The sequence below is a fragment of the Bacteroidota bacterium genome (assembly GCA_021300195.1).
Taxonomy (GTDB): Bacteria; Bacteroidota; Bacteroidia; order J057; family JAJTIE01; genus JAJTIE01.
In genome coordinates this window covers 99,610-120,560 of sequence record JAJTIE010000003.1, presented here as the reverse complement: position 1 = coordinate 120,560, position 20,951 = coordinate 99,610, and the positions used below count along the sequence as shown (strand labels likewise).

Below are 20,951 nucleotides of genomic sequence, written 5' to 3'. Positions count from 1 at the left end.
GCTAGGGGCTAGGTTTGTATCACACCCGTACTGTAGGGTGGTATATCCGGGTTCTGGTTGGCCAGGGCTATGCCTACGCTCAGGTGGTGGCGTGTGGCGCGTGGGTCTATGATGCCGTCTACCCACAGGCGGGCGGCGGCGTAGTAGGGGCTGGTCTGTGCCTCGTAGGCGCGGCTTATCTTTTGTAGCAGTTCCTGCTCGGTTTCCGGGGTAATGGTTTCGCCTTTCTTTTTCAGGGCTGCTACCTGTATCTGCAGCAGGGTTTTAGCGGCCTGCATACCGCCCATTACGGCTATCTGGGCCGTAGGCCAGGCATAGATCAGGCGGGGATCGTAGGCCTTGCCGCACATGGCATAGTTGGCAGCCCCGTAGCTATTGCCCACGACAATGCTGAACTTGGGCACCACGCTATTGGCCACGGCATTCACCATTTTAGCCCCATCCTTGATGATTCCGCCGTGCTCGCTGCGGCTACCCACCATAAAGCCGGTGGCATCGTGCAGAAAGACCAGCGGAATGCGCTTCTGGTTGCAGTTCATCACAAAGCGGGCGGCCTTATCGGCACTGTCGCTATAGATTACGCCACCAAACTGCATCTCGCCTTTGGCCGTTTTCACAATTTTTCGCTGGTTTGCTACAATGCCTACCGCCCAGCCCTCTATGCGTGCATAGCCGGTCAGGATGGTCTGGCCATAGCCAGCCTTGTATTCTTCCCAGCTGTCGGCATCCACCAGGCACTGTAGCAGCTCGTGGGTGTCGTAGGGTTTGGCCCGGTCTGTGGGCAGTAGGTCGAACACCCGCTCTGCGGGTACCGCCGGTGGCCGGGCTTCTGTACGGCTAAAGCCGGCTGTGGGCGTGGCGCCCATCTTGCCCACCAGGTTCTTCAGGGTGTCCAGGGCCTCCTGGTCGTCTTTTACCTTGTAGTCTACCACCCCGCTTATCTCGGTGTGGGTGGTGGCCCCGCCCAGGGTCTCGTTGTCTACCTCTTCGCCTATGGCGCTCTTTACCAGGTAGCTACCAGCCAGGAATACGGAGCCTGTTCCGTCTACAATCAGGGCTTCATCGCTCATGATAGGCAGATAGGCCCCTCCGGCCACACACGGGCCCATGATGGCGGCCAGCTGGGGGATGCCCATGCTGCTCATGCGTGCGTTGTTGCGGAAAATGCGGCCAAAGTGCTCCTTGTCCGGAAATATCTCGTCCTGCATGGGCAGGTACACCCCCGCGCTGTCTACCAGATACAGGATGGGCAGGCGGTTTTCCATGGCTATCTCTTGGGCACGCAGGTTCTTCTTGCCTGTCATGGGGAACCAGGCTCCGGCTTTCACGGTGGCATCGTTTGCCACAATGACCACCCAGCGGCCCTGCACCTGCCCGATCTTGACCACCACACCTGCCGAGGGGCATCCGCCTTCCTCGGCATACATGCCGTCTGCGGCCAGCTCGCCCACCTCCAGTGCCGTTTCCGGCTCGTCCAGCAGGTAGTCTATCCGCTCGCGGGCGGTCCATTTCCCTTTTTCCTTGTGCTTTTTTATCGCCTGGGCACCTCCACCCAGGGCTACTTCGGCCTGTTTGTGCTGCAGCTGCTCCAGCAGCTCGGCATAGTGGGCGGGTAGGGGGGGGGCGTGCTTGGCAGTTTTGGTGGGCATGACTTCAGGGAGTTGCATCAATTGGAATCTGGCTGGCAAAATACAAAGGCCAAACCCAAAAACCGAAACAAAAGAACCCGTAGGGCGGCCCGCCTTTTGCCAAATAGCGCTACATTTGCGGGTAGAGCCAGTTTTTCGTCTTCGGCGGTGCGGAATGACAAATAGCAGATACCCGCAGATACCGACACGACGGTACCCGCACCCGGCTGATTGTACGGACTAAGCACATTGCCCGCTATTTTTGCCCCTCCCCCCTCGGATTTCGTATTGTATTACAGCGTTCCAGATCGTAGCATGTCTCAAACTACCGATACCCCCAATATAGCCCCCCACCTGAGCGAGCAGGAGAAGATCCGCCGAGAGGAGGTGCAGTATCTGCGCAATCAGGGCATTAATCCCTATCCCAATGAGGCTTTTCCGGTAAGCCACCACAGCACAGATATTCTGAAGAACTTTGATCCCGAGCAGCCCGAGGCCTACCAGCAGGTGCGCCTGGCGGGGCGGGTAATGGCTAAGCGCATTATGGGCAAGGCCAGCTTCTCGGTGCTACAGGATAGCCAGGGGCGGATACAGCTGTATTTTAACCGCGATGAGCTGTGCCCGGGCGAGAATAAGGATCTGTATAATGATATCTATAAGAAGCAGCTATCGCTGGGCGACTTTATAGGCGTAGAGGGCTATGCCTTCCGTACCCAGACGGGCGAGACTACGCTGCACGTACAGTCGTTCCGGATACTGAGCAAGACCCTGCGCCCCCTGCCCCTGCCCAAGGAGAAGGACGGTGTGGTGTACGATGCCTTTACCGACCCCGAGCAGCGCTACCGTATGCGCTATGTGGACCTGGTGGTAAACCCCCGTGTGCGCGACACCTTTGTGCAGCGTAGCCAGATGATACAGGCCTTGCGCAGCTTTCTGGTAGACCGGGGCTACCTGGAGGTGGAGACACCCATCCTGCAGCCCCTGTATGGGGGGGCCTATGCCCGTCCGTTCGTAACGCACCACAATACGCTGGATATGAAGCTCTACCTGCGGATCGCGAACGAGCTGTACCTAAAGCGCTTAATTGTAGGGGGCTACGACGGGGTTTTTGAGTTTGCCAAAGACTTTCGGAACGAGGGGATGAGCCGCTTTCACAACCCCGAGTTTACCCAGGTGGAGCTATATGTGGCCTACAAAGACTACCTGTGGATGATGGACCTGGCAGAGGATATGATCCGGCAGGCGGCCCTGGCCATACATGGCAAGACGGCCCTGCCCGTGGGCGATCACGTCATCGATTTTGGCCCTGCCTTTCAGCGCCTTAGCCTATACGATGCCATCCAGCAATACACGGGGGTGGACATCCGCCACCTGGATGAGGCTCACATGCGCCAGGCAGCCGAGCAGATGGGCGTAGACGTAAGTGAAGCCAAGGATCGCGCCAAGCTGATTGATGAAATTTTTGGCGAAAAGGTGGAACCCCTGCTGATCCAGCCCACCTTTATTATGGACTATCCCATAGAAATGAGCCCCCTGGCCAAGAAACACCGCACAGAGGCGGGTTTGGTGGAGCGCTTTGAACTGATCTGCAACGGTAAGGAGGTGTGTAATGCCTACAGCGAGCTGAACGACCCCATAGATCAGCGCGAGCGTTTTGAGAAGCAACTGCTGCTGCGGGATCTGGGAGACGAGGAGGCTATGATGCTGGACGAAGACTTCCTGCGTGCGCTGGAGTATGGAATGCCCCCCACTGCAGGCCTGGGCATGGGCATAGACCGCCTGGCCATGATCCTGACAAATAGTGCAAGCATACAGGACGTGCTCTTTTTCCCACAAATGCGCCCGCAGCGCGATCATCACACGCCCATTAACCTGGAGTTTGCCGAGAATCTGCATATCCCCTTTGCCTGGGTAAAGCTGCTGCACGCGTTGGATGTGAACACCTATGAGGATCTAAAGGCCCAGGATCCGCAGTTACTATTCGAGCGCCTGCAGGCCATCGGCGCCAGGCAAGACGAAAAACTGCCACCCATTACGGCACAGGAGGTGGCGAAGTGGACAAATCCGTACTGATTTGGCTATATTTGTGAAAGGTAGACGAAGTTGTGAACTGATGGCTGAGAAGCAAGAAGAAGTGGTAGACCCGAAGGTGGGTGCGCACGAAGAGCAGGAAGAGGCAGGCGTGCCAGTAGCGCCCTTGGCCAAGGATGGGGAACAAGGCCCGGAGGCAATGCCGACCCAACCCCTGGCTGGGCAAGCCCAACAAGCCGTGGCCCAAGAGCCAGATGAGGCCGAGGATGGGGAAGCGGCAGAAGAGAAAGAGCGCCTGCGCATGAAGCGCGAGGGCGAGCGCCAGTTTCGCGCCGTACTCATCAGCACGCTTTCGCTCAATAGCAAAGACTTCGGCGAAGCCATTGCACAGAGCAGCCTGAAGGAACTCGGCCTGCTTATGGAGGTAATAGCAGGAGAACCCCTCAGCCGGAACCGGGTGCGCCACGCGGGCCAACTGAAGAAGCAGTTTGACACCCGCTATGCCGCCGAGCTGGCGCGCCTGAAGGAGGTAAGCCCCGAAGACAAGGCCGGACAGGCAGAAAAACAAGAGGTGTCGGATCTCAGCTTCCGCTTTAGCGAGGCCATGGGTACCTTCAATAAGGCAAAAGGGAGTTTTGAAGAAACCGACCGGAAATCGCGTGAGGAAAGCACCGTCCAGAAGGAAGCCCTGCTAGCCGAATTGCGTGCCCTGGTGCTAAAGGAAGATGCCCGCATGAGCAAGGAGGTGCAGGCCATCCAGCAGAAATGGAAAGCCCTTGGCCCCGTAGTCCCATTCAAGGCCGAGGAAATAAACGAGAGCTACAAGGCCCTGTTAGACCAGTTCTACAGCCTGCGCAGCAACTATATGGAACTGGTAGACCAGGACCGCCGGGTGAACCTGGAGCAGAAGCAGGCCCTTATACAAACGCTGCAGCAGCTAGGCAAGCCCACAGACGAGCAAGCCCTGGACCCTACCTACTGGAGCACCAGAACCGACCGCGTGAACGCACTGCACGCAGAATGGAAGGCCCTTGGCCCTGTACCCCGGAAGGAGTCTGAACCTGTATGGGAGGCGTTCAAGGCTGCTAACAACCAGTTTTACGAAGCCCGCCGCCGCTTCTATACTACCCGAGACGAACTGCGGGAGCACAACCAGGACCTGAAAGCGCAAATGCTGGAGCAGGTGCAGCTTTATGCCCACTTCAGCAGCGAGGATGCTACCGCCTGGCAGCAGGCTACCGAAGAGCTGAAGGCCCTGCAAGAGCAGTGGTTTGCCCATGGCCCAGCCCCCAAGGAAGTAAATGCCGAGCTGAATCGCCGCTTCAAGAAGGAGGTAAATGCCTTCTTTGATGCCAAAAGCACTTTCTATAAGTCCATAGACGATAAACGGGCGGAGCTGGTGAAGCGCAAGGAAGAGCTGGCAACGCAGGCCGATGCCCTAAAGGACAGTGAAGACTGGGAGCCGACAATAGAGACCCTGAAAAAACTACAGCACGACTGGAAGCAGACCGGCCCCGACACCTATAAGGAGGCGCGCAAACCGCAGAAAAGGTTTCGGCATGCCTGCGACACCTTCTTCACACGCCTGAAAAACCGACACAAGGCCGCCCTGGAGCAGGAGGAGCAGAACCTGGAACGAAAGACGGCAGAACTGGCCAAACTGGAGGCCCTGCTGACACAGCAGCCCGAAAATATGGACGAGGCCACCAAAGCAGTGCTACGACTGGCGGCAGAGGATATACAGAAGGCCTACGCTGCTATAGGCGACGTGCCACGAAGAGCAGCAGGCAAAATGGCCGCCAAGTGGCAGGCTGCCTGGAATCAATACCTGAGTCTAGTAGTGGAAGATGCTAGCCAGCTTGCTAAAATCCAGCAAGAAAGCAAGTTTCTCTCCATCCGAAACGACCAGGGTGAAGAGGCACTCGACCGAGAATACAAGCGCATGAGCCGCCTGTTACGCGAACTGGAGGAGGAGATCCAGCAGTATCAAAACAATATCCTCTTTATTGCCAAAGGCAAGAAGGGCGACCCACTGCGGGCCGATATCCAGCAGAAAATAGAGCAGGCTGAAAAGAAAAGGGCCAAGCTGGATAAGGAGTTCAAGGTGCTGAAGCGAATGGCGCGCTCGTAGTGCGCACCTAACCTGCGTGTCCGACAATACGGAGCCACAGCAACATAGTCCGGCTAAGGGGGGAGATAGTGTCATGAGTTTGGCGTAAGTTGGCACGCAAGTGTCTATGCGTTGATTCGTGTGTGATAAGCAGTACCATCTTATGCCAGCTTATTTCTTGCATGGGCATGCCAGCCCTATGAGTACTGCATTCTGCCGTATCTTTGTGGTATGAAGCCGGTACAGATAGGCCCCGTACAGCTGCCGCCACAGCCGCTGCTGCTGGCCCCCATGGAGGATGTGAGCGACCCACCCTTTCGTGCCGTGTGCAAGCAGCAGGGGGCAGACTTGTTGTACACCGAGTTTATCAGTAGCGAGGGGTTGATACGCGATGCCGCCAAGAGCTTGCAGAAGCTGGACATCTATGAGCAAGAGCGCCCCGTGGGCATACAGATATTTGGTGCCGAGCTGGAAAGCATGCGAGAGGCCACGGCCATTGTAGAAAAAACACAGCCAGACATAATTGACATCAACTTTGGCTGCCCGGTGAAGAAGGTGGTGTGTAAGGGGGCTGGGGCCGCCATACTGAGGGAGCCGGAGAAGATGGAGGCCCTGACGCGCGAGATCGTGCGTTCCACAGCGCTGCCTGTAACCGTAAAGACGCGTCTGGGCTGGGACCAAGACTCCATACGTATTGTAGAGGTAGCCCTGCGCCTGCAGGATGCGGGTATACAGGCCTTGAGTATCCACGCCCGTACACGGGCCCAGATGTATAAGGGCACAGCCGACTGGAGCTGGATCCAGCGGGTGAAGCAGCACCCCGATATAGAGATCCCCATTTTTGGCAATGGCGACATAGACAGCCCGCAGAAGGCACAGCAGTATCTGCAGCAGTATGGGCCCGATGGGCTGATGATAGGCCGCGCGGCCATAGGCTACCCCTGGATTTTTCGCGAGATCAAGCACTACCTGGCCACCGGCCAGCTACTGCCCCCCCCCAGCCTGGCCGAGCGGGTGGCCGTGGTGCGCACCCACCTGGAACAAAGCCTGCGCTGGAAGGGGGAACGTGTGGGCCTGTATGAAATGCGCCGCCACTATGCCAACTACTTCAAAGGCCTGGCGCACTTCAAGCCCTGGCGCACGCGCCTGGTGGAAGCTGAGGACCCGCAGCAGGTGTTCGGTCTGCTAAGCGAGATAGCAGAGCTGAACCTGAAAGCATCTCATGCGGATGACTATGAACTGACGTCTGAGATCTCATTGAATTGGTAGTTATGCCGTACATCTCCCAGACTGTTTCTGCCAGAGGATAGCCTTTTTATGTTATGAATAGCAAAAAGGAAGCCCTCCTACAGGCCGTTCTGGACAAAGCCACAGGTGCTCCGCATGTTTTTGGAACCTCCTTTGCCATAGATCATGCTGGAGAAACATGGCTGGGGCAATCAGGCAATCTTAATAGCAATACGTCTTTTTTTGTAGCCAGCGTAACCAAACTATTTACCCTGGCCATCATTCTAAATTTAAGGTTCAAGGGTCGGCTTGAGTTAGAACAAAAAATACAAAATATCCTGAGTGCAGACATGCTGCTGAACTTACACACAATGAATGGGTGTAATTATGTGCCCGAAATCAGCATAAGAAACCTGCTCGCACATACATCCGGAATACCAGATTATTTCCAGGGGAAAATGAGCACAGGATACTGTCTGGAAAGTGAGCTAAAGAAGGGGAATGATCAGAGCTGGACAAGAGAGGAGGCAATAGAGAGATCAAAGGAAATGAGGCAAAAATTTGCTCCTGGAAAGAGAAAAATGGCTCATTACTCAGATACAAATTTTCAACTTTTGTCTGCTATAATAGAGGAAATAACAGGAAGTAGTTTCGAACATAGCTGTCAAGAAATTATTTTTAATCCGCTTGAGCTAACCCAAACTTACTTGTACACCGATGAAACAGATCTGACTCCCATACCTTTCTACTATAAGTCAAACATTCTGCGTATATTCAAGGAAATGAGCTCCTTCGGCCCAGACGGGGGGATCGTATCTACCTCTAAAGAGCTATTAATATTTCTTAGGTCATTCTTTAATGGGGAGTTGTTTCCACGTTCATACATAGAAGAGCTACAGCAGTGGAATTCAATTTTCTTCCCGATTAAATCGGGGGTTGGCTTGCAAAAATTTCAACTTCCAATTTTATTTGACCCATTTCGAACAATGCCCTATTTTATTGGACACTCGGGACTATCTGGAGCATTGGCATTTTATAGTCCGAAAGAAAATTTATCCATTACAGGTACTGTCAATCAGATTTATAATCCAAGTACCTCATTCAGAATTATGCTAAGATTGACAAAGATATTGTTAAGCAATAGGGCCTAGAAATTTATGAATTTGACATTTTTAATATGGAAAGTACGTCCAAGCGCCCTGTGTTTCCCTATTCATAATGCTCTATACACCATTGAAAATCAGGGCTATCCCCGATTTTTCTCCCCTAAATTTGGGTATAAGCTTACATAATGGCTCTAAAATGGGGGGAGAAACGGCAAAAAAAGCCCCTTCCGAACCGGAATAGGGGCGTTATACACACACTGTATGGTATATATCAGCAATACAGGGCCCTGAATGCTAGATGAAGATGAAAGGGCAAGCTTACAGGCCTTAGTTTACATAGATAAACCGCTCGCTAATGATCCGGCCATCCTTCCAGTCCTGTAGGCATACCTGGGTGTAATTTCGCACGCCATAGTCGGCATGGGTAAAGTCGTAGTGCCAAACAACCATGCTGCTTTCGGGGCCTACGGCTACCTCTTTCACCTCGGCTCCACGGAACTCGATAATCTTGGAAACAAAGTCCTTCTCGCGCTCACGGTTTGCATCCTTTCCTTCTACTATGGGGGCATCGTTCTCCTGCATCCTTACCTCAGGGTGGTAAAACTGCTCGAAGGCTTCCATGATCTGGCCGCCTAGGATCATCTGGTTTAGCTGGGCTACTTTTTCTTTGATCGTACTCATGACTTTTTAGAATTTAAGTAAAATGTGATGATACAAAGATGCAGCGGCCTGCACCCCCACACATTAACGTGGATTAATAAAACTCCTAAACCTATCTTTGGCCCAGGCCCTGGCGGGGGGCAACTATCGCGAACAGTAGCTTACCGTTTCAATATCGTCCTTGCGAAAATCCCACATGGGGGGCGTGCTCCCCTAACTACGTAGCTGCTGGCGGATTTTACTCAGGTGCTCGGGGGTGATGCCCAGGTAAGCCGCTATGTGCCGCTGTGGGATACGCTGGCTGAGTGTGGGGTACTGCCGCAGAAACTGCTGGTAGCGGTCCAGCGCACTGTGGGTAATCATATCGATAAGGCGGAGCTGGGCAGCCGCAAACCCTTTTTGAAATAGCCGCCGGAAGTAGCTCTCCAGCACCGGTATGCGGGTATATATGGTTTCCAGGTCGGTACGGTCTATCTGTATCACCTCGCTATCCTCTAGCACTTCTACATGAAAGCGTGCAGGCTCACCTGTTAGATAGCTGTTCAGGTCGGCAATCCACCAGTTTTCTATGCCGAACTGTAGCACGGCCTCATGCCCCCTTGCATCCACCTGGAAAGCCCGCATGCAGCCCCGCACAATGAATGATTCGTACTGGCATACATCGCCTGCCTGTAGCAGGTATTGCCGCTTCAGGTAGGTGCGCCGCTTCAGGTAGGGCTGCAGAATGTCCCAGTCTGCAGCGGTAAAGGATACTTGCTGCTCTATATGGGCGCGTAGTGTCTCCATAGGATCAAAGTGGCGTTCCCCCAGCCCCGGTGGGGGGGAACGACAGGCTGCTCTACACGGCCACAGCACTTAGGGCGTGGCGCAGCCGCCTCAGCGTTTCGTCCTTACCCAGTAGCTCGAATATGCGGAACAACTCCGGCCCCTGAGTGGTGTTGGTGAGGGCTATGCGCAGGGCGGGCATTACCTTGCCCAGGCCCAGGCCCGCCTGTGCTATGGCCTCCTTTACCAGGGCCTCCAGGCTGGGCTCTGTCCAGTCGGCATGTGCCTCCAGGCTAGGCAGCAGTCCGGCTAGGAAGGGGCTGGCTTCGGGCTTCCATTTGCTGGCTATCAGCTCGGCATCATACACAGCGGGTGCCTGCACATAGGGGCGTGCCAGCGGGGCCAGGTCTGTCAGGTACTCGGCTCGCTCTTGCAGGCCGGGTAGCAGTGCCAGCAGCAGCTCATCGGTGGGGCTGGGTAGCCCCTCGGCCGCCAGCTGCTGTTTCAGCAGGGGTAGTAGGGCCTCGGGTGCCTGCTGGCGCAGATAGGTGGCATTGAACCATACGCTCTTTGCTTTGTCAAACTTCACGCCGCTCTTCCCCACCCGCTCGAGCGAGAAAAGCTCAATCAGTTCTTTCATGCTGAAGATTTCTCGGTCGTCGCTAGGGTGCCAGCCCAGTAGGGCCAGGAAGTTTATGAACGCCTCGGGCAGGTAGCCGGCCTCGCGGTAGCCCTTGGCGGTCTCGCCGGTCTCGGGGTTTCGCCAGTCTAGCGGGAAGATGGGGAAGCCGTGCTTGTCTCCATCGCGCTTACTCAGCTTACCCTTTCCATCGGGGCTGAGTAGCAGGGGCAAGTGGGCAAAAATGGGGCGCTGCCAGCCGAAACACTGGTACATATACACGTGCAGGGGGGCACTGGGCAGCCACTCCTCACCCCGTATTACGTGGGTTATGCGCATCAGGTGGTCGTCTACCACATTGGCCAGGTGGTAGGTGGGCATGCCGTCGGCCTTCATCAGCACCTTGTCATCTATCTGGTTGGTCTGCACGGTTACCCAGCCGCGCACAGCGTCTTCAAAGCGGATCTCCTCGTGGCGGGGCATGGCCATGCGCACCACGTAGTGGTCTCCGGCCTGCAGGCGGCGCTGCACCTCGTCGGCAGGCAGGGTCAGGCTATTCTGCATGCTCTGGCGGGTTATGGCGTTGTACTGCCAGTTTTTCATGCCGGCTTGGCTGGCATTTTCGCGCATTTGCTCCAGCTGCTCGGGGGTGTCGAAGGCGTAGTAGGCATAGCCCGCCTGCACCAGTTGCTCGGCATACTGCCTATACATGGGCTTGCGCTCACTCTGGCGGTAGGGGGCATCTGGCCCCTCGGGTGTGTGTGGGCCATAATCTGCCGTAATGCCGCACCAGGCCAGTGCCTCCAGGATGTATGCCTCGGCACCGGGCACATAGCGGGTTTGGTCCGTATCCTCGATACGGAGGAGGAACTCGCCCCCGTGGTGGCGGGCAAACAGGTAGTTGAACAGCGCGGTGCGCACACCCCCCACGTGCAGGGGGCCGGTGGGGCTAGGGGCAAAACGAACTCGTACGGACATGGTGCAAAGATACACCATTTGGCCCTAGCTGGCGGCAATTACCGTGAGTGCGGTATTTTGGTCACACGTTGCCACCTGCGAGTTTATGCTTGTTGGCCAGGCCCTGGCGGGTGCATTTGCGCTGAGCGGATGGTGCCACTATACGATCCACTGCGTGTGGCCCGTGTACTACACGGGATGGACGCCTTCGAAGCTTGCCGTTGCCCGGATTTTCCATGGGTTCCCAAAAGGGTGTAAGCACATCCGTACCCCACCATACCAAGCCGCACAATCTATCCACCGTGTGATACCCCGGCACTGCTTAGCTATAGGTCTAGCCCATCCGTTTTATCCCACTGGATATCGATATCCTTTAGCAGCTGGCGGTACACCTCGGCATCCTCGGTGCGCTCCTGCTCGTCCAGATTTTGGATGAGGTTCTGGATCAGGTGGATGAGGATGTAGATGTTGCTCAGCGGCTTATAGGTGTTCACGTTCGTGTCCGCCTTCAGCTTGGCCAGAAAGTCCTCTACCTGTTGGGGGGTGAAGAACATACCCTTGTTGTACGCATCTATATAGAAATGGCTGGTGCGGCTAATGTAGCGCAGTGCGTAGTAGCCCCGGAAGTTTACCACCTGCAGGGGGATGTCCAGCTCGGCGCATACAATGTAGTAAAAGGCACTCATGGAGAGGCTATTGCCCTTCCGTGTATCCATTAGCTGACCCAGAAAGGCGTTCTCAATCTTCTCTGGCTCCTTAAAGTTGCCGATGTACTTCTCTACATTGTACAGCTGCCGGTTGATGACGCATAGCTTCTCCAGGTCGTTCATGCCCGGGCTGAGTTGTAGCCATATTTTGCTGACCAGCTTCTTTATCTCGTTCTGGTATTTCTGCTCATTCAGGGTGGGGTAGCGTATTTGTGTGAGCTTCAGCCAGCCCTCTGTCAGGTCTCTACCCCCATCCAGCCGCCACTGGTATAGCTCGCGCGTACTGTGTTCGGTCTGTATCCGGGCTATTAGTTCTTCCAGCCGTTTTTGGATCTGCTCGTCCCGGGTGCTTTCCCACGCCTCCTCTAGCAGGGCTATGCCTGCTGTGCCCAGGCTCATCAGCTCAGCTTCTACATGCTGGGCCACGCGGGGGTCTGTGTCATCCAGCAGCTTCACCAGTGCATCAAAGGTGTTTCTTTCCATCGGTACTCCTGTTGGCTTTTCCATCTTTCGTCTCTTTAGTCTGTGGTGTAGGCCCTGCCTTCCGTCATTTCATCGGGCTCTCTGGCCGGTGGCCTTCCCTGATTTATTTAATAAACGCGGCCGAGCCTGTTCGCGTGCCTTGCTAGTCTGTGCTTGGCCCTGCTCGGTTCCCTGCCCAAAAAACTGGAACCCAAAACCGCACCACACAAGGAATACGCATAATGCGTGCCAGGTGTTGTACGGCCTGTTCGAACTGTCATTTTGTCTGCCCAGGTGGTATTGCTGTGCAAAAAAGTAGAAGTGCGTCCAGGAAATTCCGATCTTGTGAGAAGATGCGCGCTGGTCATGCATGCCTTGTGTACACGGATTAACCACCCTCCTTTCTGCGCCCCTGGCCAGCCAGCTGGGCTGCTGCGCGGCAGCCTGGCCTTGCTGGTGCTGTGGGGGCTATTATCAGGCCTAGGCGTGCAGCCTGCCTGGGCCCAGCCTGCCGAGCCGGTAGCAGGCCAGGCAGCTGTGCCGGTACACAAAGCCGTAGGCCACACCGTGCACTACCAGATACAGTACGAGGCCCTGGACCTCACGGTTCCGATCCGCATGCATGGAGACAGCTGCACAGTTCAGTTTAGCCCCGAAGACATGTACATCTGCTTTTATGGCGAATCCAGATCGCTGGACTACCTGTGGTTCTCGGGCAGATACAACAAAGTATTCCTGAAATACGCCCACGAAGACACCCTGTACTGGCAGTATGGCAACGAGTTTTCGCTCCCCTTTGTGGGCATGAGCCTACCCGCTACGCAAGACAGCATCCTGAACCGCAGCTGCCGCAAGCTGTGTGTGGTAAAGGGCTTTACCGGCTCAGATGCCTTTACCTACACCAGCTGCTACTGGTACTGCCCAGATTTGCCGTTAAACCCGGTAGCATTCGAAGACTTTACGGTGAATCAGTTCAATATGGTGATGCGCAAGATGCAAAGCGTATTCCTGCGCTACTCGCTGGAGTTCCCCTATTCCCACCGCATCATCTGGGAGGCCATGCGCATAGAGCCGGGCACCCAGATACCCGACATAGGCCAGCAGCCCCAGGATGTGCTGATGTACCTCACCGAGAACCCCATCTTGTACTAGGCAACCGGTATACCACACAGGCCATGTCTCCATCCGAACCTTCGCCCCCATACCCTGCCGAGGCAGGCAGCCCGGCAGCGTCTCCGGCACTATATCGGCTAAATGGCCATACCTTTCGGCTCCTCCTCTCGCACACACAGCTGCAGGCCCGCATCCAGGTGCTGGCAGGCATGCTGAACCTGCACTACGCAGGGGCTACTGCCGATGCACCCGTGCTACTGGTGCCCGTACTGAACGGGGCTTTTCGGTTTGCCGGTGCGCTCATGCCCTACTTGCAGTTCCCCTACCTGCTGCATCCGGTAAAGATTAGCACCTATGGAGGCGCGCAGCAGGCCCAGCGTAGCCCACACTTTCAGCTAGGCCCCCCCTTCCCACCCAGTGCGCAGATACTCATCCTGGAGGATATTGTAGATCGCGGGCACACGCTCCACTTCCTGCGCCAGCAGCTGGCGGGTATCGGGCCTATACGCGTGGCCAGCCTGCTGTACAAGCCCACCTGCCATGCCTACGCACAGCCGCCCGAGTACGTGGGCTTTGAGATTGAGTCGGCCTTTGTGGTAGGCTACGGGCTGGACTATGACGAGCAAGGCCGCCACCTGAATGGCGTATACCAGCGCACGTAGCACATCGGGCTTTTCGCACCGCCGCAATCACGCATCCATGCTGTCCATCCCCCCCGCACAGATAGAGGCCGAGCTGCTAGCCTGCTTCGGGCTGGAGCCCACCGGCCACCAGCAGCGGGCCTTCCACGCCCTTGGCCGCTGGCTAGGCACCGGGGCATTGCGCCCCCTGCTGGTGCTGCAGGGGGCTGCCGGAACGGGCAAGACCACTATGATGCAGGCACTGGTGCACTGGCTGGCCGACCAGGGCATCCGCTGTGTGCTACTGGCCCCCACAGGCCGGGCCGCCAAGGTGCTGGCAGCCCGCACCGGGCGCAATGCCAGCACCATACACAAATACATCTATCGGGCAGAGAGCGATGCCAGTGGCAGCATCCGCTTCCGGCTGAACAAGAATGACGACCCGGCACGAACGGTCTATATTGTAGACGAAGCCAGCATGCTGGGAGACGGAGACACCCCCGAGGGGAATGGCCTGGAAAACCGCCCACTACTGGCCGATCTGGTACAGTATGCCTACGACGGCGCGGCAGGCAAGCGCATGCTCTTTTTGGGCGACCCTGCCCAGCTACCCCCCGTGGGCAGCAACCGTAGCCCGGCGCTAAGCACCCGCTACCTGACGGAGCAGCTGGGCCTGACCGCCGGACGCACCACCCTGACCGAGGTAAAACGCCAGGCGCTACACTCTGGCATACTCTACAACGCTACGCGCCTGCGCGAGGCACTGGATGGAGAACGTGCCCTGGCAGACCTAAGCCTGCATACCGCAGAAGACGTGCATGTACTGGAAAGTGGACAGCAGCTGGTGGAGCGCTTCTGCGAGCTGTATGAGCCCGACAGGCCCGAGGCCTGTGTTATCCTGTGCCACAGCAATGGAATGGCCGTAAAGATCAACCAGGCCATACGCGCACAGCTCTTCCACGAGCCGGACTACCTGGTGCAGGGGGATAGCGTGCTGGTGGTAAAGAACTACTACCAGCAGCAGTACCACGAGCTGCCCTTTATTGCCAATGGCGACCTGGGTGTGCTGCGCCATATTGACTACAGAAGCCGCGAGGAAAAATATGGCCTGGAATGGTGCAGCTGCCAAGTGGGCTTTCAGGACCTGGAGGGCACAGAGCACGAGATAACGGGCAAGGTGCCCACCTCGCTACTGGGCAGCAGCAGCCCCGCCCTAACCCGAACACAGACAAACCAGGTGTGGCAGGCGCGTATGCAAGAACTGAGGGCCGAGGGCAAAAACACCCGAAAAAAAGACCTGCGCACCGACCCCTACATCCAGTGCCTGCAGCTGAAGTACGGCTATGCCATCACCACCCACAAGGCACAGGGTGGCCAGTGGGACCATGTGATGGTACTCTTTGAGCCCTGGCTCTTTAGAGAAGGGCAGGAAACCGAACTGCTGCGCTGGAGCTATACCGCCCTTACCCGCGCAGCGCGCTCGCTCTATCTGTACCAATCACCTTTTCGCATCTCGGCACAATTGGCATAAACTTTGCTTATCTCTGTCCGTACACCATACTTTTTTACGCCTAATCATGAAGTATTTTACCCCCAAAAACCTGCTCCTGGCCCTTGTCTGCTTGCTCATCACTGCCTGCAACCGGGATAAGGACGATAAACCCGAGACGGTAGACCTCACCTTTGCACAAGACAGTGAACTATCTGAGAGCGAGACCGCCAATGTGCGCAACCTGGTGGATGCCCAGGTGAATGGCGGATCGGGCAAAACCCAGGATGGACTGATCTGGCAGCTGCCCAATGGGGCCTCCGCCACCCTGGACATTTCCGCCACGCCCCGTACCCTGGTCATCAACTTTGGCAGCACAGGCATCCTGTGCAATGACCTGCGCACCCGCAGGGGCATCATCCGCGCCAGCTGGACAGGAAACTACCGCGATGCAAACACCGTAATTACCACCACCACCGAAAACTACTACGTGAATGACAACCGGCACCAGCTTCGCCGGGTGGTAACCAACCAGGGTGCCAATGCCGCCGGGAACATCACCTTCGCAGTAGTGGAGAATGACACGGTAACGCTGAAAAATAACGGTGGGGTAATCTACTGGAGCAGCAACCGCACGCGCGAGTGGGTGGCAGGCGCCACTACAGCACTCAATATCTACGATGATGTGTACCGCATTACCGGATCGGCCACGGGCATCGGCCGTAATGGCAACCCCTATACACTCACCATCCAGCAGCCGCTGGAGATTCACGTAGACTGCCCCTTTATCTACAAGGGGGTGCTGCTGGCCCAGCCACAAAATGCGCAGGACGTAACCATAAACTACGGCGAGGGCTGCGCTACTGGCAAGACTGCCACCGTTACCATCGGCCGCTTTAGTGGGCAGATCCCGCTGCGCTAATGCCATACGATCTACGCATCGCCACCGAGCGAATTGTACCCCTACGGGCTGAGGCACGCCACGCAAGTGAGCTGGTGTCTCAGCTCTTTCTATTCGAGCCTGTGGTGGTGCTGGCCCAGGTGCCCGACTGGCTACAGCTGCGTAGCCTGTGGGATGACTACACGGGCTGGGCCCCTGCACCCATGCTGGGCCAGCCGGAAGCCGCAGACCCCTGGCTGGCCTCTACCTGGCGGGTGGTGCCCCACACGCTACCCGTGCTGCGCAGCCTGGCCCACAGCCCACAGCCTGCCACACCGGTGCTGCTGGAGTGCGGCGCAGCCCTGCCGCCGGGCCTGCCTCAGCACTTCCGGCTGGGGCAGCAGCAGTTTCAGTTGCCAGCGGTCCACCTGCCCGAATCTCCCTATGGCACGGCCATAGAGGCAGGCCTATGCTACCTAAATGCACCCTACCTGTGGGGGGGCAAGACCGAGGCAGGCATAGACTGCTCTGGCCTGGTGCAGATGGCATACCGCCTGTGCGGGCAGTGGCTGCCGCGCGATGCCTGGCAGCAGGCGGAGGTGTGCAGCCCCATTGCCTATGAGCTGCGGCAGCCCGGAGACCTGGCCTTCTTTTGCAACGACAAGGGGCGCATTACCCATGTGGGCATGGTGCTGGAGAACGGAGAAATCCTGCATGCCAGCCAGCGCGTGCGCATAGACCAACTGACACCCGAGGGCATCTTTGCCTACGAGACCCAGCACCTTACACATAGGCTAGCCACGGTGGCCCGCCCACCCAAACCGGGCACAGACCACCCGGTGCCCGGGCACTGAGCCGCCGTCCGTGCATTCCTGGCAGGGGCGGGGGTGCACGCCCATATCGGGCTTTGCGTACCTTTGTGGTGCATGAAAAAGATACTGGTAGCCAACCGCGGCGAGATAGCCCTGCGGGTAATGAAGACCGCCCGCCGCATGGGCATACAAACGGTAGCCATCTACAGCGAGGCCGATGCCCACAGCCCGCACGTAGCCTATGCCGACGAGGCCTACTGCATAGGCCCAGCCCCCAGCCGAGACAGCTACCTGCGGGGGGACGACATCCTGGCCCTGTGCAAAAAAACAGGGGCCGATGCCCTGCACCCCGGCTACGGCTTCCTGAGCGAGAATGCAGCCTTTCGCACTGCCTGCCAGGCGGCGGGCATCACCTTTATAGGCCCTAGCGCAGAGAGTATGCAGCTGATGGGCAGCAAAATAGCCAGCAAGCAGGCTGTACAGGCCTATGGGGTGCCCCTGGTGCCCGGCATGGCCGAGCCCATAACCGATGTGGCTGCTGCCCGGCAGATAGCCCGAGAAATTGGCTTCCCGGTGCTTATAAAGGCCAGTGCCGGCGGGGGCGGAAAGGGCATGCGCATTGTAGAAAACGAGGCCGAGTTTGAGGCCCAGATGCAGGGGGCCGTGCACGAGGCCGAGAGCGCCTTTGGAGACGGTGCCGTGTTTATCGAAAAATACGCCCTGGGCCCCCGCCACATCGAGATACAAGTGCTGGCCGACCAGCAGGGCAATACGGTGTACCTCTTTGAGCGAGAGTGTAGCGTGCAGCGCCGCCACCAGAAGGTGGTGGAAGAGGCACCCAGTGCCATCCTGACTCCCGAGATGCGCAAGGCTATGGGCGAGGCCGCAGTGAATGTATGCAAGGCCTGTAGCTATACCAATGCCGGCACGGTAGAGTTTCTGGTAGATGCCGACCGGAAATTCTATTTCCTGGAGATGAACACCCGCCTGCAGGTAGAGCACCCGGTAACGGAGATGATTACAGGCCTGGACCTGGTGGAATGGCAGATACGCATTGCCCGGGGCGAGCGGCTGCCCTTCGGGCAGGAAGACCTGCATATACAGGGCCACAGCATTGAGGTACGGGTGTATGCCGAGGACCCACGCAATCAGTTCCTGCCCGATATTGGCACTCTGGCTGTATACCGGGCACCCGAGGGGGCGGGCATACGCGTAGACGATGGCTATGCCGAGGGGATGGACATCCCCATCTACTATGACCCTATGCTGAGCAAGCTGATTGTACACGCTGCGGATAGAGGCACCGCCATTGCAAAAATGATCGAGGCCATCCGCCGATACGAGATTGTAGGGGTGGAGACCACCCTGGATTTTTGCCGCTTTGTGCTACAGCACGAGGCCTTTGTCAGCGGCCAGTTCGATACCGGCTTTGTGGGCCAGTACTACCGGCCCGAGCTGCTGGCAGAGCCCCCCACGGCTGCTGAGGCTGCCGTGGCAGCCAGTGCCGCCCCGGCCCTGCTGGCCGCGCACGATGCCGGAAACCCCTGGCCGGTACCCGCCCTGGCCGAGGAGGGGGATCACCACTACAGCGCATGGCGTAGCCGCCGCACCTAGGCTCTACGCCTGGTGGAAAACCCGCTAGGGGGTAAGTAGTATCGGCACAGGGCCTACCGAGAGTACAGCAGGCAGTGGGCCTGCGGTACCATCCAGGTGGTGCAGCTGGTGCACCCGCCAGGCCGCGGGCACCGCCCACTCGGTGGCTTTGCTTTCGTGCCACAGGATGTAGCTGCGCAGGCCGTCTTTCTCTATCTCGCACATCCAGCGCCCATCCTGCCGCTCGTGGCGGATGAGCCGCGCCCCCAGCAGCCACTGCCGCAGCCGGCGGTAGGCCAGCTGGCCAGCCGTAGGAGCCTCATAGTCGGGCTGCAGCATGTATAGGCCCACCCAGCCCAGGTTATCCCACATATACCAGTAGTAGCGCTGTATACCCCACATCCAGCGTAGCAGGTGCGCCCGGGCCACACAGGCCTGGGCCGAGTCGCCCCGATAATACAGCACCTTGCTCTGGTTTGCCGTCTCGGCATTTCCATAGCCTGTTTCTGTGTCCCATATTGGGTAGCTGCCCATCCCCAGCTCCTGCAGGCAGTGCCGTACGGTATCTATCAGCGGCAGCAGCTCCTGCTCCAGGGGCCGTTCTTCGCGGGTGTACAGGTGTATGCCCACTGCATCGCAGTTTCGGCCCTCCGCCCGGGCAAAGTATTGCCGCAGCCAGGTGGGGCCGTCGGTATTTTGCCACTTCCAGTCGTTGGCTATAATGCCCGGGCTTACGATGCGCGCTGCGGGGTCTTCGGCTCGGATGATCGGCGCGGCAGCCCGCACCAGGGTAATAAAGCTGTCTGCTGGCTGGTTGTAGAACAGCCGGTAGTTGGGCTCATTCCACAGCTCATAGGCCTGTATGCGGCCCCGGTAGCGGCGCACCAGTTGGCGCACATAGTCCTCCCAGTCGGCCAGCACACGGGGGTTGTGGTTGCAGCCGTGGCAGTAGGGGCTAATGGTATCCTGGGGGTTGGCAGTGGCCCAGGTGGGAGTTTGCCCCAGTACGTAGGTGATGGAGATCCCCTGCGCCTCGGCCTGGCTCACCCGCGCATCCAGGGTAGCCCAGTTCCAGGTGTCTTGGGTAGGCTCCAGCTGGTACCAGCACACCTGGCTGTCCCACAGCCGCAGGCTGCCAAAGGGCGCCTGGGTGGGGAAGTGTGCCCCCGCATGCACATGCATGCCCCAAAAGTCTGAAGCCAGAGGCTGGGCCCACAGGCCTGGCAGGCAGGCTGCCAGATTCAGGCATATAAAAAACAGGAAGATCGGCCCAGAGATCAGGAAATTTGGCATGTATTTTGCGCTCGAGCTGCAAGATAAAGAAATGCAGCGGGAAGGCGGGTCTGTAGCCCTTTGCCCGCTAATCGGCGAATACAAGCTTGTATCTTTGCGCGTATGCACCCATGGAGGATTTATACAATAGGCCTGATAACGGCTGGCTGGCTGTACCTGCTGCCACAGGCTGTGGGGCAAACGCTGGTATTCTGCAGCAGCTACACCGAGGACGGTAGCCCCAAGGGCGTGGCTACCCAGTGGCAGATTGGCACAGAGGGCAGCAGCCTCTACATCCTGTTCCGGGGCCAGGGCAAGGTGGCCGATGGGGCCAACCTCCGCTTTGAGATCGAGAAGAAGGGCGCAACCTTTTCAGACAAGATTCCGCTGGAATACCCGGCCGATCAAGGTTTTGTGGTGATCGACTATTTTTTTGGCGAGGCGGGTGCCTACGAAGCCCGTATTGTAAACAACGGGGGCACCGTGCTGGCGCGGCAGACCGTGCAGCTAAGCCTGCAAAAGACCGGGGGTACGCCGGGTGCAGAGGCTACACCGGCATTTGCACAAGCGCAGGTGGGCTTTTGCGAGCGGGTGGAAGGTGACAAGGCCATCCAGGTAGCCCAGGTGTTTGGCATAGGCCCCAGGGGTAGCTCTGTTACTGTTTTTGTGTCCAATCCCAGCCCCTTTTACACAAACCAGCTGGTGGTGGATATATGGAAACGGGAGGGCAAAGCCTTTACCGAACTGGTGGAAACCCTGTACCTGGATATAGATCCGGAGGATCATTTTGTGCATTTCCCCTACTTGTTTCGCGAGGCCGGGCTGTTCCGTTTCAGCTTCTATACCAAGGCGGAGAAGCTGATCCAGGTAGGCTATGTCAAAACAATCTACGACTAGACT

Annotated in this window: 17 protein-coding genes; 11 read left to right on the top strand and 6 right to left on the bottom strand. The window is 57.5% G+C overall.

Features of this window, described 5'->3' with window-relative positions:
- Positions 1 to 8: 8 nt before the first annotated feature.
- On the bottom strand, positions 9 to 1,649 hold the full coding sequence (locus LW884_01275) for an acyl-CoA carboxylase subunit beta (protein MCE3006967.1): 1,641 nt from the start codon (positions 1,647 to 1,649) through the stop codon (positions 9 to 11).
- 294 nt (positions 1,650 to 1,943) lie between these two features.
- On the opposite strand from LW884_01275, the gene lysS reads away from it, so the two are divergent.
- The 4 genes from lysS (at position 1,944) to LW884_01255 (ending at position 8,147) form a co-directional block, all read left to right on the top strand.
- Positions 1,944 to 3,701: a lysine--tRNA ligase gene (gene lysS, locus LW884_01270; GenBank protein MCE3006966.1), complete on the top strand. Its 1,758-nt coding sequence runs from the start codon at positions 1,944 to 1,946 to the stop codon at positions 3,699 to 3,701.
- Between the two features lie 40 nt (positions 3,702 to 3,741).
- Positions 3,742 to 5,790 (top strand): DUF349 domain-containing protein, encoded by a 2,049-nt coding sequence (locus LW884_01265; GenBank protein ID MCE3006965.1) that lies wholly within the window; start codon positions 3,742 to 3,744, stop codon positions 5,788 to 5,790.
- A 210-nt stretch (positions 5,791 to 6,000) separates the two neighbouring features.
- Positions 6,001 to 7,038 (top strand): tRNA dihydrouridine synthase DusB, encoded by a 1,038-nt coding sequence (gene dusB / locus LW884_01260; GenBank protein ID MCE3006964.1) that lies wholly within the window; start codon positions 6,001 to 6,003, stop codon positions 7,036 to 7,038.
- Positions 7,039 to 7,091: 53 nt separating this feature from the next.
- Positions 7,092 to 8,147, top strand: coding sequence for a beta-lactamase family protein (locus LW884_01255; protein MCE3006963.1), 1,056 nt, complete (start codon positions 7,092 to 7,094; stop codon positions 8,145 to 8,147).
- Between the two features lie 282 nt (positions 8,148 to 8,429).
- On the opposite strand, the gene LW884_01250 is transcribed toward LW884_01255, so the two are convergent.
- The 4 genes from LW884_01250 to LW884_01235 all read right to left on the bottom strand — a co-directional run bounded on the left by LW884_01250 (position 8,430) and on the right by LW884_01235 (position 12,293).
- Positions 8,430 to 8,783 (bottom strand): nuclear transport factor 2 family protein, encoded by a 354-nt coding sequence (locus tag LW884_01250; protein ID MCE3006962.1) that lies wholly within the window; start codon positions 8,781 to 8,783, stop codon positions 8,430 to 8,432.
- 192 nt (positions 8,784 to 8,975) lie between these two features.
- Positions 8,976 to 9,548 carry a Crp/Fnr family transcriptional regulator gene (locus LW884_01245; GenBank protein ID MCE3006961.1) on the bottom strand — a complete coding sequence of 191 codons (573 nt, stop codon included), beginning with the start codon at positions 9,546 to 9,548 and terminating at the stop codon, positions 8,976 to 8,978.
- A gap of 52 nt (positions 9,549 to 9,600) precedes the next feature.
- Positions 9,601 to 11,124 carry a glutamate--tRNA ligase gene (gltX, locus tag LW884_01240; GenBank protein ID MCE3006960.1) on the bottom strand — a complete coding sequence of 508 codons (1,524 nt, stop codon included), beginning with the start codon at positions 11,122 to 11,124 and terminating at the stop codon, positions 9,601 to 9,603.
- 305 nt (positions 11,125 to 11,429) lie between these two features.
- Positions 11,430 to 12,293, bottom strand: a complete 864-nt coding sequence (locus tag LW884_01235; protein ID MCE3006959.1) for a hypothetical protein — start codon at positions 12,291 to 12,293, stop codon at positions 11,430 to 11,432.
- A gap of 345 nt (positions 12,294 to 12,638) precedes the next feature.
- Here LW884_01235 and LW884_01230 point away from each other — a divergent pair, with 345 nt between their 5' ends.
- The 6 genes from LW884_01230 (at position 12,639) to LW884_01205 (ending at position 18,800) form a co-directional block, all read left to right on the top strand.
- On the top strand, positions 12,639 to 13,424 hold the full coding sequence (locus LW884_01230) for a hypothetical protein (protein ID MCE3006958.1): 786 nt from the start codon (positions 12,639 to 12,641) through the stop codon (positions 13,422 to 13,424).
- 23 nt (positions 13,425 to 13,447) lie between these two features.
- Entirely contained in the window at positions 13,448 to 14,047 is a 600-nt protein-coding gene (locus tag LW884_01225; GenBank protein ID MCE3006957.1) for a hypoxanthine phosphoribosyltransferase, read from the top strand.
- Between the two features lie 37 nt (positions 14,048 to 14,084).
- Entirely contained in the window at positions 14,085 to 15,536 is a 1,452-nt protein-coding gene (locus tag LW884_01220) for an AAA family ATPase (GenBank protein MCE3006956.1), read from the top strand.
- Between the two features lie 46 nt (positions 15,537 to 15,582).
- Entirely contained in the window at positions 15,583 to 16,416 is an 834-nt protein-coding gene (locus LW884_01215) for a hypothetical protein (protein ID MCE3006955.1), read from the top strand.
- Positions 16,416 to 17,228, top strand: coding sequence for a C40 family peptidase (locus LW884_01210; GenBank protein MCE3006954.1), 813 nt, complete (start codon positions 16,416 to 16,418; stop codon positions 17,226 to 17,228). Before LW884_01215 ends, LW884_01210 begins: the two co-directional genes overlap by 1 nt.
- Before the next feature lie 72 nt (positions 17,229 to 17,300).
- Entirely contained in the window at positions 17,301 to 18,800 is a 1,500-nt protein-coding gene (locus LW884_01205; GenBank protein MCE3006953.1) for an acetyl-CoA carboxylase biotin carboxylase subunit, read from the top strand.
- Positions 18,801 to 18,824: 24 nt separating this feature from the next.
- Here LW884_01205 and LW884_01200 read toward each other — a convergent pair whose 3' ends face one another.
- Positions 18,825 to 20,072 (bottom strand): endo-1,4-beta-xylanase, encoded by a 1,248-nt coding sequence (locus LW884_01200; GenBank protein ID MCE3006952.1) that lies wholly within the window; start codon positions 20,070 to 20,072, stop codon positions 18,825 to 18,827.
- A gap of 102 nt (positions 20,073 to 20,174) precedes the next feature.
- Here LW884_01200 and LW884_01195 point away from each other — a divergent pair, with 102 nt between their 5' ends.
- Positions 20,175 to 20,948 carry a hypothetical protein gene (locus tag LW884_01195; protein ID MCE3006951.1) on the top strand — a complete coding sequence of 258 codons (774 nt, stop codon included), beginning with the start codon at positions 20,175 to 20,177 and terminating at the stop codon, positions 20,946 to 20,948.
- The last annotated feature ends 3 nt before the right edge of the window (positions 20,949 to 20,951 follow it).

Coding starts and splice junctions, on each gene's coding strand:
- LW884_01275 (MCE3006967.1), bottom strand. CDS start 1,649: ATGCCCACCAAAACTGCCAAGCACGCCCCCCCCCTACCCGCCCACTAT.
- lysS (MCE3006966.1), top strand. CDS start 1,944: ATGTCTCAAACTACCGATACCCCCAATATAGCCCCCCACCTGAGCGAG.
- LW884_01265 (MCE3006965.1), top strand. CDS start 3,742: ATGGCTGAGAAGCAAGAAGAAGTGGTAGACCCGAAGGTGGGTGCGCAC.
- dusB (MCE3006964.1), top strand. CDS start 6,001: ATGAAGCCGGTACAGATAGGCCCCGTACAGCTGCCGCCACAGCCGCTG.
- LW884_01255 (MCE3006963.1), top strand. CDS start 7,092: ATGAATAGCAAAAAGGAAGCCCTCCTACAGGCCGTTCTGGACAAAGCC.
- LW884_01250 (MCE3006962.1), bottom strand. CDS start 8,783: ATGAGTACGATCAAAGAAAAAGTAGCCCAGCTAAACCAGATGATCCTA.
- LW884_01245 (MCE3006961.1), bottom strand. CDS start 9,548: ATGGAGACACTACGCGCCCATATAGAGCAGCAAGTATCCTTTACCGCT.
- gltX (MCE3006960.1), bottom strand. CDS start 11,124: ATGTCCGTACGAGTTCGTTTTGCCCCTAGCCCCACCGGCCCCCTGCAC.
- LW884_01235 (MCE3006959.1), bottom strand. CDS start 12,293: ATGGAAAGAAACACCTTTGATGCACTGGTGAAGCTGCTGGATGACACA.
- LW884_01230 (MCE3006958.1), top strand. CDS start 12,639: ATGCATGCCTTGTGTACACGGATTAACCACCCTCCTTTCTGCGCCCCT.
- LW884_01225 (MCE3006957.1), top strand. CDS start 13,448: ATGTCTCCATCCGAACCTTCGCCCCCATACCCTGCCGAGGCAGGCAGC.
- LW884_01220 (MCE3006956.1), top strand. CDS start 14,085: ATGCTGTCCATCCCCCCCGCACAGATAGAGGCCGAGCTGCTAGCCTGC.
- LW884_01215 (MCE3006955.1), top strand. CDS start 15,583: ATGAAGTATTTTACCCCCAAAAACCTGCTCCTGGCCCTTGTCTGCTTG.
- LW884_01210 (MCE3006954.1), top strand. CDS start 16,416: ATGCCATACGATCTACGCATCGCCACCGAGCGAATTGTACCCCTACGG.
- LW884_01205 (MCE3006953.1), top strand. CDS start 17,301: ATGAAAAAGATACTGGTAGCCAACCGCGGCGAGATAGCCCTGCGGGTA.
- LW884_01200 (MCE3006952.1), bottom strand. CDS start 20,072: ATGCCAAATTTCCTGATCTCTGGGCCGATCTTCCTGTTTTTTATATGC.
- LW884_01195 (MCE3006951.1), top strand. CDS start 20,175: ATGCACCCATGGAGGATTTATACAATAGGCCTGATAACGGCTGGCTGG.